Here is a 16,864-nt window from a genome sequence, read left to right on the forward strand (position 1 = left end):
CAGACGTCCAGGCCACCGCACGACGAAGGGCTAGTGTCCGCTCCCGTGAACATCAGTCCGGCCGACACCGAGAAGCTGCTCCTGGCGGTCGCGGGCATGGTCGCCCGCGACCGCCTGCAGCGCGGCGTGCTGCTGAACCACCCCGAGGCCGTCGCCCTCCTGTCCACCTGGGTCGTCGAACGCGCCCGTGAGGGCGCGCTCGTCGTCGACCTCATGGAGGCCGGACGGCACGTCCTGCGCACCGACCAGGTCATGCCCGGGGTCGCGGAGATGCTGCACGACGTGCAGGTCGAGGCGACGTTCCCCGACGGCCGCAAGCTCGTCACCCTGCACCACCCCGTCACCGACGGCGGCGCCCCGCCGCAGGAGGCACCGGGCGCCGTCCGCGTCCGCCCCGGGACGATCGCCCTGAACGCCGACCGCACCGACGCCGAACGGCTCACCCTGCGGATCGAGAACACCGGCGACCGACCGGTGCAGATCGGATCGCACCTGCACCTGCCCGACGCGAACCCGGCGCTCCGGTTCGACCGCGCCGCCGCGCACGGGTTCCGGCTCGACGTCCCGTCGGGCACCTCGGTCCGCTTCGAACCCGGCGTCGCCCGGATCGTGGCTGCCGTCGCCCTGCGCGGCGAGCGCCGGGTCCCCGGCCTGCAGACCGACCGCACGCACCTCGGGGAAGGGGGCCGTCTCGATGGTTGAGGTCGACCGCGCGGCGTACGCCGCGCTCTACGGGCCCACCACGGGCGACCAGGTCCGCCTCGGCGACACCGACCTGTGGATCGAGGTCGAGCACGACCTCACCGTCGGGGGTGAGGAGGCCGTCTTCGGCGGCGGGAAGTCGATCCGGGAGTCCATGGCGCAGGGCACGACGTCGCGCGCCGACGGCGCCCCGGACACCGTCGTCACGAACGCGGTCGTGCTCGACCACACCGGCATCTACCGCGCCGACGTGGGGATCCGCGACGGGATCGTCTGCGGCATCGGCCGGGCCGGGAACCCCGACGTCGCCGACGGCGTCCACCCCGCCCTGCGCATCGGCCCGTCGACCGACGTCGTCTCCGGCGAGGGACGCATCCTCACCGCCGGCGGCATCGACACCCACGTCCACCTCATCTCCCCCTCGCAGGTGCACGAGGCGCTGGCCGCGGGCATCACGACGATCGCCGGCGGCGGCACCGGTCCCAGCGAGGGGACGAAGGCCACGACCGTCACGCCCGGCGCGTGGCACCTCGCGAACACGCACCGCGCCCTGGACGACCTGCCCGTCAACGTCCTGCTGCTGGGCAAGGGGAACACCGTCTCCGCCGCGGGCCTGGCCGAGCAGGCGCTCGCCGGTGCGGCCGGGTACAAGGTCCACGAGGACTGGGGGTCCACACCCGCCGCGATCGACGCCGCCCTGCGCGCCGCGGAGGAGTTCGGGCTGCAGGTGGCCCTGCACTCCGACTCCCTCAACGAGGCCGGGTACGTCGACTCGACCGTCGCCGCCATCGCCGGGCGCTCCATCCACGCGTTCCACACCGAGGGCGCCGGCGGCGGTCACGCGCCGGACATCATCACCGTCGCCGGGCTGCCCCACGTCATCCCGGGCTCGACGAACCCCACGCTGCCGCACACCGTGAACACCGTCCCCGAACACCTCGACATGCTGCTCGTCTGCCACCACCTGAACCCCGCCGTCCCCGAGGACCTCGCGTTCGCCGAGTCCCGCATCCGGGCGACGACGATCGCGGCCGAGGACGTCCTGCACGACCTCGGCGCGCTGTCGATCACGAGTTCCGACGCGCAGGCGATGGGACGCATCGGGGAGGTCATCACCCGCACCTGGCAGGTGGCCCACGTCATGAAGCACGCCCGTGGCGGGATGGACGCGCGCGCCGACAACGAGCGCGCGAAGCGCTACGTGGCGAAGTACACGATCAACCCCGCGATCGCGCACGGCATCGACCACCGCGTCGGCTCGGTCGAGGTGGGCAAGCTCGCCGACCTCGTCCTGTGGGACCCGGCGTTCTTCGGCGTCCGGCCCGCGGTCGTCCTCAAGGGCGGCGCGCTCGTCCTGGGGGCGCTCGGGGACCCGAACGCCTCGATCCCCACGCCCCAGCCGGTGCTCCTGCGGCCGGCCCTGGCACACCCCGTCGGCGCCGACGTGTCCGTCAGCTTCGTCGCCCCCGCCGCGCTGGCCGACGGCCTGGCGGACCGGCTGTCGTTGCGGCGCAAGCTGGAGGCGGTGCGGGGCACCAGGTCGGTGGGCAAGGCGCAGATGGTCCACAACGACGCGCTGCCGCGCATCGAGGTCGACCCGGAGACGTTCGCCATCCGCATCGACGGCGACCTCGTGGAACCGGCGCCCGCCGTGGAACTGCCGCTGGCCCAGCGGTACCAGTTGTTCTGATGGGTTCTCCCGACCTCCTGCTGGCGCTGCTGGCCGACGCCCGGCTGCCCGTCGGCGGGCACGCGCAGTCGGCCGGCGTGGAACCGGCGATGGCCCACGGCGGACTGACGGCCGCGGAGGTCCCCGCGTTCATCGCCGGCCGGCTGCGCACGGTCACGGCCGTGGAGGCGGGAACCGCCGTCGTCGCGCGGCACCACGTCCTGGCCGGGGCCGACCTGGCCCAGGTCCAGCGCGCGTGGGCCGCCCGGACGCCCTCGCACCCGTTGCGCGCCGCGTCCTGCACCCTGGGCCGTGGCTACCTGCGGCTGGCCCGGCGGTTGTGGGCGGACGCACCGCAGCTCGAGGGCGGCTGGGACGGGTTCGAGCGGACGTGCGGACGGACGCCGCCGCGACCGCTCGTCCTCGGCGCGCTCGCCGCCGTCGCCGGGCTCGACGCGGAACGGCTCGTGCGGTTGTGCGCGCACGAGGACGTCGCCACCGCCGCGGCGGCGGTGCTGAAGCTCGACCCCCTCGACCCGCTGGTCGCCACCGGCTGGATCCTGCACGCGCACGACGCCGTGGAGCAGCTCGTCGAGCGCTGCGCGCGGCTCACCCACCCCGACGAGGTCCCCGCGACCGCGGCCCCGCTCGTCGACCAGTTCTCCCTGCAGCACGCCACGACGAGACAGAGGTTGTTCCATGCCTGACCACCGCCCCGGAACCCCCACCCGCGCCCTGCGCCTCGGCATCGCCGGACCCGTCGGCACCGGCAAGAGCTCCCTCATCGCGCTGCTGTGCCGGGAACTGCGCGACACCCACCGCCTCGGGGTCATCACCAACGACATCTACACCGACGAGGACGCGCGCTTCCTGCGCTCGGAGGGCGTGCTGGAACCCGAGCGCATCCGGGCCGTCGAGACGGGCGCGTGCCCGCACACGGCCATCCGCGACGACGTGACGGCCAACCTGTCGGCCGTGGAGGACCTGGAGCAGGACTTCGACCCGCTCGACCTGGTGCTGGTGGAATCCGGCGGGGACAACCTCACGGCGACGTTCTCGCCGGCACTGGTGGACGCCCAGATCTTCGTCCTCGACGTCGCGGGTGGGGGCGACGTCGCGCGCAAGGGCGGTCCCGGCATCGGCCGTGCGGACCTGCTCGTCGTCAACAAGACCGACCTCGCCCCGCACGTGGGCGTCGACGTCGACCGGATGCGGGCCGACGCCCTCGCGGCCCGCGACGGACGGCCGGTGGTCGCCCTGTCGCGCACCGACCGCGCCTCGATCGACGCGCTGACCGGCTGGCTGGAGGGCGTCCTCGCGAGCTTCCGGTCCGGCGAGCACTCCCCCGTCGACCCCGGGCCCATGGCCCCGCACTTCCACGCCGACGGGACCCGGCACAGCCACGACCACGCCGAGGACGGGCACGAGCACGCGTGAGCACCCGCGTCGTCGTCCGCCCCGGCGGCGCGCTCGAGCTGGGCGTCGGCGCCCTCGCCCCGAAGGTGCTGCAGCGCAGCGGGCAGCACACCCGCATCGCGCTGGTCGGGACGAGGGCCCTCCTCCTGGCCGGTGACCGCGTGGACGTGCACATCGAGGTGGCCGCGGGGTGCTCGCTGGACCTCGTGGAGGTCGCCGCGACCGTCGCCTACGACGGCCGGGGCGGACCGCCCGCCCACTGGTGCGCGACGGTCGTCGCCGGACCGGGCGCCCGGGTCGGGTGGGACGCGCAGCCGCTCGTCGTCGCCACGGGCGCCGACGTGGACCGGTCCGTCCGGATCGACCTGGCGACCGGGGCCGTCGTCACCCTGCGCGAGGACGTCGTCCTCGGCCGGACCGGGGAGCGGGGCGGCCGGCTGCGCGCCCGGACGCACGCCCGGCTGGACGGCGGGGACCTGCTGGTCGAGGACCTCGACCTGCGCGACGACGACCTCCGGCGCTCCCCCGCCGTCCTCGGGGCGGCGCGGGGGCTGCGGACCGTCACCGTCCTCGGACGACGCGTCGAGGAGGGGTCGCCCACCGCCCTGCAGCTGGAGGGCCCCGGGACCGTCCTGCGCGAGGTGCTGGTCGGCGGCGGCGGCCCGGCCGCGGCCTGACCTCCGGCGATCGGGTGCGCGCGCGGGCCTCGTCGTGCGACGGTGGAGGTCACTCGCTGGAGAGGGGAAGGTCATGGGCTCCGTCGCCGTCGTCTTCATCGCGCTGGTCGTCTCGGCGCTCGTCCTCGTCGCGCTCATCGTCACCCTGCTGGTGCGCGACCGCGGCCGTGACCGGTCGTCCCGGGACGTCCCGCACCGCAGCGACTGGGACCTGGCCGGGTCGGCGCCGATGGCGCACCGCCGGGGCACGGGGACGCCGTCCGGCAGCTGACCTCCCGCTGACCTCCCGCTGCGGCGGGGTCGGTACCGGTCCGGTGGACCACCGCGGGTGTCCGGTTCCGGGCGCGGTTCAGCGCTCCCCACCGCGGTGCAGTTCCTGCCACGCCCGCTCAGCCAAGCCGTCGCCGCCGGCGGCACCGGCGAGCAGGTGCGCGTCGGCGCCGGCGGTGTCACCTCGTGCCAGCAGCAGCACCGCGAGGTTGTGGTGGCAGTAGAGGTCACCGGCGGCGATGCCCGCCCGGTAGGCCTCCTCGGCGGCAGCCTCGTCGACGACGCCCGCGTCCGAGACGTCCAGCTCGTCGGCGAGGTCGTCACCGCACAGCACGTTGCCCAGGGGGAGCCAGCACTGGCTCTGACCGAGCTTGGCCCCGAGTTCCAGCTGCGCCCGGGCCTCGCCACGGCGGCCGGTGGCCACGAGCAGCTCCGCCAGGCAGACCCGCGCGTCCCCGTCGACGGCGGCACCGGCACGCAGTCGCTCCTCCAGCGCGGGATCGGCGGTGCGCTCCCACTGCCAGCAGGCCAGCAGCGCGGCGGCAGGTGGGTGGTCGCGCTCGGCGGCCTCGGCCAGCCGGGCTTCTGCGTCCTCGGCCAGGCCCTGCTCGCGCAGCAGGTGCGCGAGGTTCACGTACCCGTCGGGCTGAGCTCCGGAGTCCCAGGCGGCGCGGTAGGCGCCCATCGCGCCGGCCAGGTCGCCCAGGCGTTCCAGGACGGCGCCGAGGTTGAGCCAGGCGTCGGTCTGCCCGGCGGCGACGGCCCGCTGGTAGGCGTCGACCGCCTCGAGCGGACGGTCGAGTTCTCGCAGGGTGTTGCCCACGTTGAACCACATCGACTCCTCGCCCAGTGCCACCGCCCGCTCGAAGCACGCGAGCGCCTCGTCCTGACGGTCGAGGTCGGCCAGGTCGCAGCCGACGTCGATGAGCGCGTCGACGTCCGCACCGTCGAGCGCGGCAGCCAGTCGCTCGTCCAGTTCCGGGGTCACCACCCGAGTGTGCCCACACGCCCGCCTCACCGGCCCGACAGGCCAGGATGGTCCGGTGCCGGACGATCTCGACGTCGCCTTCCTCGCCGTGAGCGCCGCGGCGGCCGTGGCGCTGCGCGCCTTCGGGGACCTGGCCTCGGTCCAGCCGCAGGTGAAGGACGACGGCTCGGTGGTCACCGAGGCGGACCGGCAGGGCGAGCAGGCGGCCCGCGACGTGCTGGCCCGCCACCGCCCGGGGGACGCCGTCCTGGGCGAGGAGTTCGCGCTCGGCGACGGGGCGGACCGGACGGGCCGACGGTGGATCGTCGACCCGATCGACGGGACGGCGCACTTCGTCCGCGGTGACGACCCCTGGCTGGTGCTGCTCGCGCTGGAGGTCGACGAGGTGCTCGAGGTGGCCGTGGCCGCGGTCCCGGCACAGGGACGGGTCTGGTGGGCCGTGCGCGGGGGCGGCGCCTCGGCCGGCACGCTGGACGCAGCCGGCACCGTGACCGGTGCTCGACCCCTGGCCGTCTCCCCTCCCGCGGCGAGCCCAGGGTTCCCGCGGATCGGCGTCGTCCCCGCGGCCCCGTTCCAGCTCGACACGGACCGCGACCTGGCGCGTCGTGCGGGGGCCGGTGCCGAGGCGGCGCAGTGGCCGCTGCACCCGGCGCTGCTGGTCGCCCAGGGCGACCTCGACGTGGCCGTGCAGACGCGGGCGTCCATCTGGGACGTGGCGGCGACCACCCTGATCGTCGCGGAGGCCGGCGGTCTGAGCAGCGGCGTGGACGGGTCTCCGGGCCTCGGGGACGGTCCGCGCGTCTTCTCGGCGGGGCCTGCGGTGCACGCCGTCGTGCTGGCCGCGACGGCCGACGGGCCGCCCTGATCCGTTGGTGGGGACGTTCCTCGACGGGTCCCTCCCCACCGGTCGCACCGTCGGTCCTCGGCTGGTCGCCGCCCTGTGGACTGCGCGGGCTCCTGTCGTCGCGGGACCCACAGGCGCCGTTCCGGTCCGTCCGGGCCCCACGGTGTGGACGACGCCGGAGGCAGGTCGGTGCTCTCCAGCAGGCTGCCGCCATGCCGATCCCGCACCCCGCTCTGCAGCGTCCCGTCCGCACGCCCGAGGAACTCACCACGCGGTGGGAGTCCGTCGCGGCCCTGGGAGGCACCCCCGACGACCCGTACGACCCCGACGACGACGGCGCGGACCTGTGGATCCAGCTCTTCGACGCCACCGGTCGCGCCCACGGTGTCCTCGTCGTCGTGGAGGGCGTCGATCCCACGCCCGACGACGAGCTGACCGGGAGCCTCGCCGGAGTCCTCGCCCACCTGCTCACCCGGGAGGTCGGGCCGGGTGCCGTCGCGGTCGCCCTCGTCCCGCGGACGCCTCGCGACGTCGCGGTGGACGACCTCGCCTGGGGCCAGGCGCTGGTGACGGCCTGCCGCACCGAGGACGTCGCCCTCCTCGGCGTGCACCTCGTCAGCGGCGTGCGCGCCCGCCGACTGCTGTGACGACGAGTGCGCGCGGGGCGGGCTCAGCCGACGGGCGCGGGGGCGGGTCGGGCCTGCTGACGCGGGTTGGGCCGGCGGACCGCCTCCTGCATGGACATCCCGCTGATGGCGTCGCAGAGGTCCGGCAGGGACTCGAGCACCTGCTCGGCCACCTCGAGCGGGACGGCCTGCGGCGACAGGATCGTGACGGTGACCTTGCCGCGGCTGCTCGGGCCCTGCGAGACGAAGCAGCCGGGGACGCGCTCGGCGATCCCGGAGATGAACCCGTTGAGGTCGCGCACGCCGATCGGCCTCGTCGTCTCGATCGCCAGCACAGTCTTCATCGCGCTCCTCCGCAGGGTGGCCGTGGACGGATCCGTCCGGGGGGACGGGGTCCACGTCGTGGGTGTTCTCGAGTGGGTCACGGTGACCCGCACGGGCGTCTCACCTCCCCCGCTCTGTCGGCACGCACCGGCCCCGGCCACACACGGCGTCGCCCGAATCGCCCTGAACGGACCAGCGCGAACGGGTCCGCTCACAGCCCGCGGTCAGCGGCGGCCGGCGCCCGCGGGTGCGCTCAACCCGGCGCGCACCTCGACGCTGGCCCGTGCGGCGGACTCGGCGCGCTCCCCGTTCACCCCGCAGGCCCCGAGGCAGGCCGCGGCGATCTGCTGCGGCCGGCGCTCGACCCCCGGCAGGGACGCGGCCATCTCGACCAGGTGCAGGCAGACCTGGCCGAGCACCCGCGGGTCCACGGGGTGCCCCGCCGGCACGACGTCCCGCGCTAGCTCGGCGTAGACCTGGCCGAGCTGGCGGCGGTGCTCCCGGAACTGCTCGAAGCGCGGCTGCTGGACCTCCGGCGCCACGTACAGGGCGGGGATGCCGAGCGGTCCGGTCAGCAGCGTCCCCACGTCCACGACGACCAGCGCGTGCAGCGCGGTGGCCGCGTCCGGCGCCTGCGACCGCAGCGCGTCGACGACGTCGAGGGTCGGCCGCACGGACGCCTCGAGGAGCTCGAGGAAGATCTCGTCCTTGCCGGCGAAGTGGTGGTAGAGCGAGGCCTGCCGGAGGCCGACGCGGTCGGCGATGGCCCGCGTCGACGTGGCCGCGAAGCCGGACTCGGAGAACAGCGCCGCCGCGGCGTCGAGGATCTCCTGGCGCGGCGTGCGGCCGTCGTCGGCGGCCCCCCGGCTGCGGGGCCGTCCGACCCGACCCGTCCCGGCCCGCTCGCTCACCCCGCCGATGCTGCCACGACCTCTCCGGCCCCGGCGGCGCGGGCGGCGAGCCACGACCCGGCCGCGGTGATCTCCCGCGCCCCCTCCAGGGCCGCGGGTTCGGCGAGGAACCCGCGCACCACCCGTCCGTCGTCCAGGGTCACCGCGCCGATCGTCATGGGCTGCGGCAGTGCCGCGACGAACGCGCCGAAGCCCGCCGCGGGCAGGCGCCACACCTCGCCCAGCACGCCGGCTCCTGCGGGGTCGCGCACCATCCCGGGCTTGGGCGGGACGGTGTCGAGGGCGAACAGCCGGTACTGCGGCGCCGTGGTCGCGGGCCCGACGAGCGTGGCTCCCGCCGCGACGAGCTCGTGGTTCAGGGGCTGACCGGACAGGTGCGCCCCGACGACGAGCAGGTCCACGGACACGTCGGCCCACCGCTGCGCGAGCACCGCCAGGGTGCGGTCGCTGAAAGCGGGCCCCGTCAGCATGACGCCGAACGGCAGACCGTCCACGGTCCCGGCCGGCACCGCGAGCGAGGCCATGTCGAGGAGGTTGGCGAAGTTCGTGAACCGGCCCAGTCGCGAGTTGGCACCCACGGGGTCCGCCGCCACCTGCGCGAGCGTGGGGTGCCACGTCGTCGTGGGGGTGAGCAGCGCGGTGGTGCCCGCGAGCAGGTCCCGGGCCCTGGCCGCGAGGACGTCGAGGCGCTCGCGGTCCTGGAACACGTCCACCGCCGACACCTGCTCCCCCGCCGCGACGATGGCGGCCACGGTCGGGTCCAGGTCGGTCCCGACGAGGTGTGCGTTCTCGCTGATGTGCGCGCCGACCGCGGCCGTCCGCTCGGCGACGAACGCGCCCCCGTACAGGAGGCCGGCCGCCTCCAGCAGCGGAGCGACGTCGACCTCCACGACGTCGGCCCCGCTCGCCCGTACGCGCTCGACGTACCGGGAGAACGCCTCGGCCCAGCCGTCGGCCATGCCCTGCAGGTGGTCCGCGGTGGGCACGGCGATCCGCGGCCGCGCGGGCGGTGCGGGCAGCGGCGCGTCGGCGCGCGCCAGGGGGTCGAGCCCGTCGGGGCCGGTCAGCTCCTCCACGACCCGCCGCGCGCTGGCCAGGTCGCGGGCGAAGACCGTGACGCAGTCCAGACTGCGGCACGCCGGGACCACCCCGGTGCCCGGCACGAGACCGCGGGTGGGTTTCACCCCGACGAGACCGTTCAGGGCGGCGGGGACACGACCGGACCCGGCCGTGTCGGTGCCGAGGGCGACGTCGACGAACCCGAGCGCCACGGCGACGGCGGACCCCGAGCTCGACCCCCCGGAGATCCGGTCGGGCGCGAACGCGTTCCGGACCGCGCCGTGGGGGCTGCGCGTCCCGACCAGTCCCGTCGCGAACTGGTCGAGGTTCGTCTTGCCGACCACCAGGGCCCCCGCGGCCCGCAACCGCGCGACGGCGGTCGCGTCCCGCTCGGGCCGGTGGGCGAAGGACGGGGCCGCGGCCGTCGTCGGCAGGCCGGCGACGTCGATGTTGTCCTTGACGGCGACGAGGACCCCCGCCAGCGGTGCGTCCGGGTCGACCGACGCGGCCTCGGCCAGGACGTCCTCGAGCGGGCGCAGGGCGATCCACACCTCCGGCCGGTCGGCGGCGGCGATCCGGTCGTAGGCCTGGCGGACCTTGAGCTCCAACAGGTTCACGCGGGGGCCCCTTCCAGCGGGCGGACGGAGAACAGCACCTGGCCGGCGGTGACGGCCTCACCGGGTTTCACGTACACCTCGAGCAGCTCCCCCTCGACGGGCGCGGTCACGGCCGTCTCCATCTTCATGGCCTCCAGCGCCAGCACGCGGTCCCCGTCACCCACCGCGGTCCCCGCGGCCGCGGACACCTGCCAGACGGTCGCGGCGAACGGGGCCTCGACCCCGACCGCCCCGGCGGGGAGGTCGACAGGCCCGGCCGCGACCGCGGGGGCGGGTTCGGGGCGGACGTCGAACTCCCCCGAGACGCGCCACCGGTCCTTCTCGGCCTCGAACGCGGCGGACTGCGTCGCGCGGAACGCCTCGATGCTGTCGGCGTGGGCGGCCAGGAACCGTTCGTGCTCGGCGAGGGAGAACTCCCCCTCCTCGGTGTCGACGTGACCGCGGCCGGCGTCGGTCTCGGCGCGCAGCTCGAGCAGTTCCTCGGCCGAGACGGGGTACCACTCGATGCGGTCGAAGAACCGCAGCGCCCACGGGTCCTCCGTGAACAACCCGCCGCGGCGGAAGCGGTTCCAGACCTGGGTCGTCCGGCCGACGAACTGGTACCCGCCGGGCCCCTCCATGCCGTAGATGCACAGGTACGCGCCGCCGATGCCGACGGAGTTCTCCGCCGTCCACGTCCGCGCCGGGTTGTACTTGGTCGTGACGAGGCGGTGCCGCGGGTCCAGCGGCGTGGCCACGGGTGCGCCGAGGTACACGTCGCCCAGGCCCAGCACGAGGTAGCTGGCGTCGAAGACCGTGCGGAACACGTCGTCGACGGAGTCGAGGCCGTTGACGCGGCGGATGAACTCCAGGTTCGACGGCGTCCACGGAGCGTCGTCGCGGACCCCGGCCATGTACCGCTCGATGGCCAGGTGGGTCGCCGGGTCGTCCCAGGACAGCGGCAGCCGGACGCGCCGGGACGTGACGACGAGGTCGCTCGTCGGGGGCAGCGCGTCGTCCAGCTCCCGGAGCAGGCCGACGAGCCGGGAGGCGCGCAGGACGCTCGCGTCCGTGTGCACCTGCAGCGAGCGGATGCCCGGGGTGATGTCCAGGATCCCGGCGGGCCGGTGCTCCTCCAGCGCCCGCATGAGGGCGTGCACGCGCATCCGCAGCCCGAGGTCGAGGACCATGTCGCCGAACTCGACGAGGAGGTTGTCGTCCCCGTCCCGGCGGTACGTGGCGGCGGGGCGGGTGGGCGTGCCGGGGACGCGGGCGAGCACCCCGTCGTCTCCGTCACCACCCGGGGCAGTGGCGAGGTCCGTGCGCCGCAGCCGCGGTGCGGCCGCGACCTCCTCGCGCACCGGCACGAAGCGGACGCGGTCGCCGGGTCGCAGCTGGCCCAGCTTCCACAGGTCGCCCGAGGTCACGACGGCGGGGCAGACGAAACCCCCGAGGGACGGGCCGTCGGGTCCGAGCAGGATCGGGGTGTCGCCCGTGAAGTCGACGGCCCCCACGGCGTACGGGGTGTCGTGGATGTTCGAGGGGTGCAGCCCGGCCTCGCCACCGTCGGTGCGGGCCCAGCGCGGGCGCGGTCCGTCGAGCCGGACGCCGGTGCGGGCGGAGTTCAGGTGGACCTCGTAGTCGGTCGCGTAGAACTCGCCGAGGTCGGCGCGGGTGAAGAAGTCCGGGGCGCCGTGCGGCCCCTCGGTGACGGCGACCAGCCAGTCGTGGGTGTACTCGGGCCGCCGGTCCGCCGGCACCGGGCCGGGGATGGTGCTGAACCCCTTCCCCTCGGGAGCCCCGGGACGCAGCACGTCCCCGGCCTGCAGCGCCCGGCCGCCGTGGCCACCGAACCCGCCGAGGGTGAACGTCGACGCGCTGCCGAGGTAGCGGGGCACGTCGATCCCGCCGCGGACGGCGAGGGCGAGCCGCAGGCCCGGTCCGGTGGCGGTGCCGACGGCCAGGACGCCTCCGGCGGGCACCTCGACGGGTTCCCACTGGGGCACCTCGACCCCGTCGAGGGTCAGGGTCGCGGGCGCGCCGGTGACGCAGACGACGGCCTCGGTCGAGAACTGCAGCGTCGGGCCGGTCGCGGTGATCTCCAGACCGGGCGCCGTGGGCGGGTTCCCGACGGCGAGGTTGGCCTCGCGCAGCGAGAGGGGGTCCATGGGACCCGACGGCGGCACGCCGACCTGCCAGTACCCGAGGCGGCCGGGAAGGTCCTGCACGGTCGTCATGGCCCCGGGGGCGAGGACGTCGATGCGCGGGTCCGGGTCGCGCCCCGCGTCGATGCCCACCGACGGGCCGACGTCGAGCGTGGAGGTGGAGTGGGTGGCCGAGCGCAGGGGCAGGTCGGCCACGAGCGAGCGCAGCAGACCCAGGTTGGTGACGACGCCGTCGACGCGGGAGGCGGTGAGCGCCTCGCCGAGCAGGTCGAGCGCGGCGTCACGACCGGGTGCGGACGCGATGACCTTCGCCAGCAGCGGGTCGTAGAACGGGGTCACCTCGGTGCCCGTCTCGACCCAGCCGTCGACGCGCACGCCGGACAGCTGCGGGAACTGCGCGTTCGTCACGAGTCCGGGGCAGGGGGCGTCCTGCTTGGCGGGGTCCTCGGCGTACACGCGGGCCTCGACGGCGACACCGCTCGCCCGCCAGTCCCGGTCGAGGGCGTCGCGGACGACGGGGTCGTCGGCGCCGTCGCGGGCCAGGCGCAGCATGAGCTCGACGAGGTCCACGCCGTAGGCGAGCTCGGTGACGGGGTGCTCGACCTGGAGGCGGGTGTTCACCTCGAGGAACGCCGCCTCCTCGCGGAGGGGGTCGTAGACGAACTCGACGGTGCCGGCCGACCGGTACTGCACCGAGGTCATGAGGTCGGCGGCGGTGCCGGCGACGCGCGCGCGGACGTGGTCCGGCAGCGCGGGGGCGGGGGCCTCCTCGACGACCTTCTGGTTGCGCCGCTGCAGCGAGCAGTCGCGGTCGCCGATGACGGCGACGCCGCCGCGGCCGTCGCCGAACACCTGCACCTCGACGTGCCGGGCGGGACGGACGAGCCGTTCCAGGAAGACGCCCGCCGAGCCGAAGTTCGCGGACGCCAGCCGCACCACCCGGTCGTAGGCCTCGCGGACCTCGGCGGCGGTGGCGCACGCCTGCATCCCGATGCCGCCGCCCCCGCCGGTCGCCTTGAGCATGACGGGCAGGCCGACGGCTTCGGCCGCGGCGACGGCCTCGTCGGCGGAGGCGAGCAGCCCCGTGCCGGCCAGCAGCGGGACGTCGGCGCGGGCGGCGAGCTCGCGGGCGGTGTGCTTGCTGCCGAACGCGGTGATCTGCTCGGGCGTGGGGCCGACGAAGGCGATCCCCGCGGCCTCGCAGGCGCGGGCGAACTCGACGTTCTCGGAGAGGAACCCGTAGCCGGGGTGCACGGCGCCCGCACCCGTGGCCAGGGCGGCCTCGAGGAGGGCGTCGGTGCGCAGGTACGACTCGCGGGCGGGCGCGGGCCCGAGCCGGACCGCGGTGTCGGCCTCACGGACGTGCGGGGCGGCGCGGTCGGCGTCGGAGTACACGGCCACCGTGCGCAGGCCGAGCTCCCGCGCCGAGCGCAGGACGCGTCGGGCGATCTCGCCGCGGTTGGCGACGAGCAGGGTGTCGAAGGTCACCGGGGTCCTCCCGCGGGGGCGGTCACGAGCATGCGCAGCGGCGTGGGGTCGAAGTCGTTGCAGGGGTTGTTGACCTGCGGGCAGTTCGAGACGACGACGAGCAGGTCGACCTCGGCGCGGAACGCGACGCGCTTGCCGGGGCCGGACATGCCGTCGACGATCCCGAGGGAACCGTCGGGTTCCACGGGGACGTTCATGAACCAGTTGAGGTTGGACACGAGGTCGCGGGCGGACAGGCCGTGCCGGGCGCCCTCGGCGAGGAAGTTCTCCCGGCACCCGTGCTGGTGCATGGTGTGGTGGCCGTACCGCAGGGTGTTCGACTCCTTGCCGCAGGCGCCGCCGATGGTGTCCTGGCGTTCGACCTCGTTGGCCACGACGGTCGCGAGGGGGGCGCCGTACTGGCTGCGCAGCACCGTGCCAGTGCGGACGTACGCGTTGCCCTGCCACGCCAGGGTGTCCGGCACGCTGTACCGCTCGCTGCGGTCGGCGTCGGAGAACAGCAGGCAGTCCGCGGACTGGTTGCCGCCCACGTCGACGATGGTCAGGACGTGCCCGGCGCGGACGACGGCCGACCAGGGGGCCCGGGGTGCGACGCGCTCGTCGAGGACGACGTCGCCGGTCACGAGCGGGGAACCCCAGTCGAGCGTGCTCTGGTCGGTGCTCACAGGCCTCGGGCCTCCGCGTGGTCGAGGGTGTTCAGGTAGGCACGGCGCAGTTCGGGGGTGCGGGTGGCGCGGTCGTCGGCGGTGGACGTCGGGGTCGAGCGCCACGCGTGGATCCGCAGCGGCCCGACGGTGAACTCCGGACGGGGGTCGAGGGGGTGCGCGGTGTTCGCGACGAGGACGACGAGCGGGAGTTCGGCGAGCAGGTCCACCTCGGCGGGGCCGGCGGACCCGAGCCAGTGGAAACCCCCGTCCGCCTCGACGCGCACGCCCTGGAAGAAGCTCACGCTCGGCGGGAGGTCCCGGGGTTCCAGACCCTGCTTGGCGGCCGCCAGCGTGAACAGGCCCCGGCCCGACGGGCTCGGCCCCTCCGGGGCCGCGTCGCCGTAGCGGTGCACGTTCCACGCGTCGGACGTCGTCCCGCAGAACGCGTCGTGCCGGCCCGAGGAGTCGGCGACGACCGTGGCCAGCACGCGTCCGTCGCCCGAGAGCAGGGGGTGCCCCTCCCCGAGGTACGCCTGCCACGGGATCTTCTGGGTGTCCGCGACGTTCAGCCGCTCCCACGGGGCCACGGCCGAGAACAGCAGGACGTGCGCGCACGCGTCGCCCGTCACGTCGGAGAACCGCAGCCGGGTCCCGCGGGCGACGACCCTGGACGTGTAGCCGCCGGGCGCGACCGTCTCGGCCCAGGTGAGCAGCGCGGGGTCGACGTCGGCGGGGGCGTGCGGGGAACTCGACGCGGGCAGGTACGGCATCCACTCCGCGCGGACCCCGTCCTGCGCACGGGCGTCGTCGCGGGCGGCGAGGACGGTCGCGGTGTTCCGTCCGTCGTGACTGGTGCTCATGCGGGTTCCTCCACGCGGTCGGACGCGACGGGCTCACTGACCTGCAGGCGCCCCAGGACGATCGGCCCGCCGTGGCGGGCGCGGTTGCGGCGGTGGACGGCGACCCCGACGAGGACGGTGGCGGCGATGAACAGCAACGCGCTCCACTGCAACCACCACGTGCCGCCGGTGAGGTCGTAGACGCTGGCGCGGGGCCAGGCGAGGTTGACGACCATGACCGTCTGGTAGACGACGGCGAGGACGTTGACGGGAACGCCCCAGCGGCCGAGCGAGAACAGCGGGCGGCCGAACTCGTCGGTGCCCGAGGGGAGTTCGCCGCGCAGGCGACGGACCAGGAGCGGCAGCGTCACCCCGAGGTAGGCCAGGTAGAGCAGGGCGATGCACAGGCTGGTCAGCGCGGTGAACACGGCGCTCTGGTCCCAGTTCACGGCGAGGGCGATGGCGGCGCCGACCCCGACGAGGACCGCCGCGCCGATGGGCGTCCCGGTGCGGGTGGAGACCCGGCCGAACAGGGAGGCGAAGGGGAACGCCCGCTCGCGGGCCATCGAGTAGACCATCCGCGACCCGGACGTCTGGACGGCGAGCGTGCAGACGACGACGGCGACGGCCACGCAGGCCAGGAGCAACCGGCCTCCGACGTCGCCGAGCCGGGCGGTCAGCACACCGGCGAGGCCCCCGGAGGCGAGCGAACCGTCCGTGAGGCTGGGTGCGGCGATGACCCCGCCGACGAGGAGCAGGGCGCCACCGACGCCCGAGAGCACGAGCGCGCGCAAGATGGTGCGGGGCGTCGTGGCGCGCGGGGCGCGGGTCTCCTCCGACAGTTCTCCGGCGGAGTCGAAACCCACCATGACGTAGGCCGCCATGAGCGAGCTCGCGAGCCAGAGGCCGAGGTAGTTCCCCTCCCCCGCACCGGTGCTGGTCATCACGACGCCCGGGCTGCGTTCGGCGTGGCTGATGAGTGCCACGACGAGGGCGACGACCCCGATGATCTCGACCACGACCCCGGCGGAGGTGATGACGGCCATGAGCCGCACGCCGATCGCGTTGACCACGGTCGTCACGACGAGCAGCAACAGCCCGAGGACGACGGCGTTCTGCGCACCGGTGGCGGTCAGGGGCGAGGACTCCGCGCCCGGACCGCCGACGACCTGGAACCCGGACCAGATGGCGGGCAGGACCGCCTGCAGGGCGATGGCGGCCGTGGCGACCGTGAGGACCTGGCCGACGACCATGATCCACCCGGTGAACCACCCGACGTCGGTGCCGGCGAGACGGCTGGACCACTGGAACACCGCACCGGAGATGGGGTACCGCGCGGCGAGTTCGGCGAAGCAGAGGGCCACGAGCAGCTGGCCGGCGAAGACGGTGGGCCAGGTCCAGAAGAACCCGGCACCACCGAAGCCGAAGCCGAGGCCGAAGAGCTGGAACACCGTCGTGAGGATCGAGACGAACGAGAACCCGGCGGCGAACGAGGCGAACGGGCCGACGTTGCGGCGCAGCTGCTGGCGGTACCCGAACCCACCGAGGTCGCTGCTGTCGGGGGCGGTCCGGTCGGGCCGGGGACGAGGTGCGGGAACGGACATCGTCGATCCCTCCGGTCGGTGGAGCTCGGATACCTGTCA

General features: G+C 75.0%; 16 protein-coding genes. 8 read left to right on the forward strand and 8 right to left on the reverse strand.

Annotation, left to right across the window (positions count from 1 at the left end):
• The first annotated feature begins 45 nt into the window (after positions 1-45).
• The 6 genes from ACFEMC_RS21760 to ACFEMC_RS21785 all read left to right on the forward strand — a co-directional run bounded on the left by ACFEMC_RS21760 (position 46) and on the right by ACFEMC_RS21785 (position 4,735).
• Positions 46-702 (forward strand): urease subunit gamma, encoded by a 657-nt coding sequence (locus ACFEMC_RS21760; protein WP_380171805.1) that lies wholly within the window; start codon positions 46-48, stop codon positions 700-702.
• Positions 695-2,392 (forward strand): urease subunit alpha, encoded by a 1,698-nt coding sequence (locus ACFEMC_RS21765; RefSeq protein ID WP_380171807.1) that lies wholly within the window; start codon positions 695-697, stop codon positions 2,390-2,392. Before ACFEMC_RS21760 ends, ACFEMC_RS21765 begins: the two co-directional genes overlap by 8 nt.
• Entirely contained in the window at positions 2,392-3,078 is a 687-nt protein-coding gene (locus ACFEMC_RS21770) for an urease accessory protein UreF (RefSeq protein ID WP_380171809.1), read from the forward strand. Before ACFEMC_RS21765 ends, ACFEMC_RS21770 begins: the two co-directional genes overlap by 1 nt.
• Positions 3,071-3,808 (forward strand): urease accessory protein UreG, encoded by a 738-nt coding sequence (gene ureG, locus ACFEMC_RS21775; protein ID WP_380171811.1) that lies wholly within the window; start codon positions 3,071-3,073, stop codon positions 3,806-3,808. Before ACFEMC_RS21770 ends, ureG begins: the two co-directional genes overlap by 8 nt.
• Positions 3,805-4,464 (forward strand): urease accessory protein UreD, encoded by a 660-nt coding sequence (locus ACFEMC_RS21780; protein ID WP_380171813.1) that lies wholly within the window; start codon positions 3,805-3,807, stop codon positions 4,462-4,464. The genes ureG and ACFEMC_RS21780 overlap by 4 nt, the downstream gene beginning before the upstream one ends.
• A gap of 73 nt (positions 4,465-4,537) precedes the next feature.
• Positions 4,538-4,735 (forward strand): hypothetical protein, encoded by a 198-nt coding sequence (locus ACFEMC_RS21785; RefSeq protein WP_380171815.1) that lies wholly within the window; start codon positions 4,538-4,540, stop codon positions 4,733-4,735.
• A gap of 78 nt (positions 4,736-4,813) precedes the next feature.
• On the opposite strand, the gene ACFEMC_RS21790 is transcribed toward ACFEMC_RS21785, so the two are convergent.
• Positions 4,814-5,722 carry a tetratricopeptide repeat protein gene (locus ACFEMC_RS21790; protein ID WP_380171817.1) on the reverse strand — a complete coding sequence of 303 codons (909 nt, stop codon included), beginning with the start codon at positions 5,720-5,722 and terminating at the stop codon, positions 4,814-4,816.
• 55 nt (positions 5,723-5,777) lie between these two features.
• On the opposite strand from ACFEMC_RS21790, the gene ACFEMC_RS21795 reads away from it, so the two are divergent.
• Entirely contained in the window at positions 5,778-6,587 is an 810-nt protein-coding gene (locus tag ACFEMC_RS21795; RefSeq protein ID WP_380171819.1) for an inositol monophosphatase family protein, read from the forward strand.
• 191 nt (positions 6,588-6,778) lie between these two features.
• Positions 6,779-7,213 carry a hypothetical protein gene (locus tag ACFEMC_RS21800; RefSeq protein ID WP_380171821.1) on the forward strand — a complete coding sequence of 145 codons (435 nt, stop codon included), beginning with the start codon at positions 6,779-6,781 and terminating at the stop codon, positions 7,211-7,213.
• A 23-nt stretch (positions 7,214-7,236) separates the two neighbouring features.
• On the opposite strand, the gene ACFEMC_RS21805 is transcribed toward ACFEMC_RS21800, so the two are convergent.
• The 7 genes from ACFEMC_RS21805 to ACFEMC_RS21835 form a co-directional block, all read right to left on the reverse strand.
• Positions 7,237-7,536 carry a hypothetical protein gene (locus ACFEMC_RS21805; protein ID WP_380171823.1) on the reverse strand — a complete coding sequence of 100 codons (300 nt, stop codon included), beginning with the start codon at positions 7,534-7,536 and terminating at the stop codon, positions 7,237-7,239.
• A gap of 204 nt (positions 7,537-7,740) precedes the next feature.
• Entirely contained in the window at positions 7,741-8,427 is a 687-nt protein-coding gene (locus ACFEMC_RS21810; protein ID WP_380171825.1) for a TetR/AcrR family transcriptional regulator, read from the reverse strand.
• Positions 8,424-10,103 (reverse strand): allophanate hydrolase, encoded by a 1,680-nt coding sequence (gene atzF / locus ACFEMC_RS21815; RefSeq protein ID WP_380171827.1) that lies wholly within the window; start codon positions 10,101-10,103, stop codon positions 8,424-8,426. The genes ACFEMC_RS21810 and atzF overlap by 4 nt, the downstream gene beginning before the upstream one ends.
• Entirely contained in the window at positions 10,100-13,735 is a 3,636-nt protein-coding gene (gene uca / locus ACFEMC_RS21820) for an urea carboxylase (protein WP_380171829.1), read from the reverse strand. Before uca ends, atzF begins: the two co-directional genes overlap by 4 nt.
• Positions 13,732-14,400 (reverse strand): urea amidolyase associated protein UAAP2, encoded by a 669-nt coding sequence (locus ACFEMC_RS21825; protein WP_367640544.1) that lies wholly within the window; start codon positions 14,398-14,400, stop codon positions 13,732-13,734. The genes uca and ACFEMC_RS21825 overlap by 4 nt, the downstream gene beginning before the upstream one ends.
• Positions 14,397-15,242, reverse strand: coding sequence for an urea amidolyase associated protein UAAP1 (locus ACFEMC_RS21830; protein WP_380171832.1), 846 nt, complete (start codon positions 15,240-15,242; stop codon positions 14,397-14,399). Before ACFEMC_RS21830 ends, ACFEMC_RS21825 begins: the two co-directional genes overlap by 4 nt.
• Positions 15,239-16,825, reverse strand: coding sequence for an APC family permease (locus ACFEMC_RS21835; RefSeq protein ID WP_380171834.1), 1,587 nt, complete (start codon positions 16,823-16,825; stop codon positions 15,239-15,241). Before ACFEMC_RS21835 ends, ACFEMC_RS21830 begins: the two co-directional genes overlap by 4 nt.
• Positions 16,826-16,864 lie beyond the last annotated feature (39 nt).

Origin of the sequence: Kineococcus sp. DHX-1 (genome assembly GCF_042473625.1) — a bacterium.
Taxonomy (GTDB): domain Bacteria; phylum Actinomycetota; class Actinomycetes; order Actinomycetales; family Kineococcaceae; genus Kineococcus.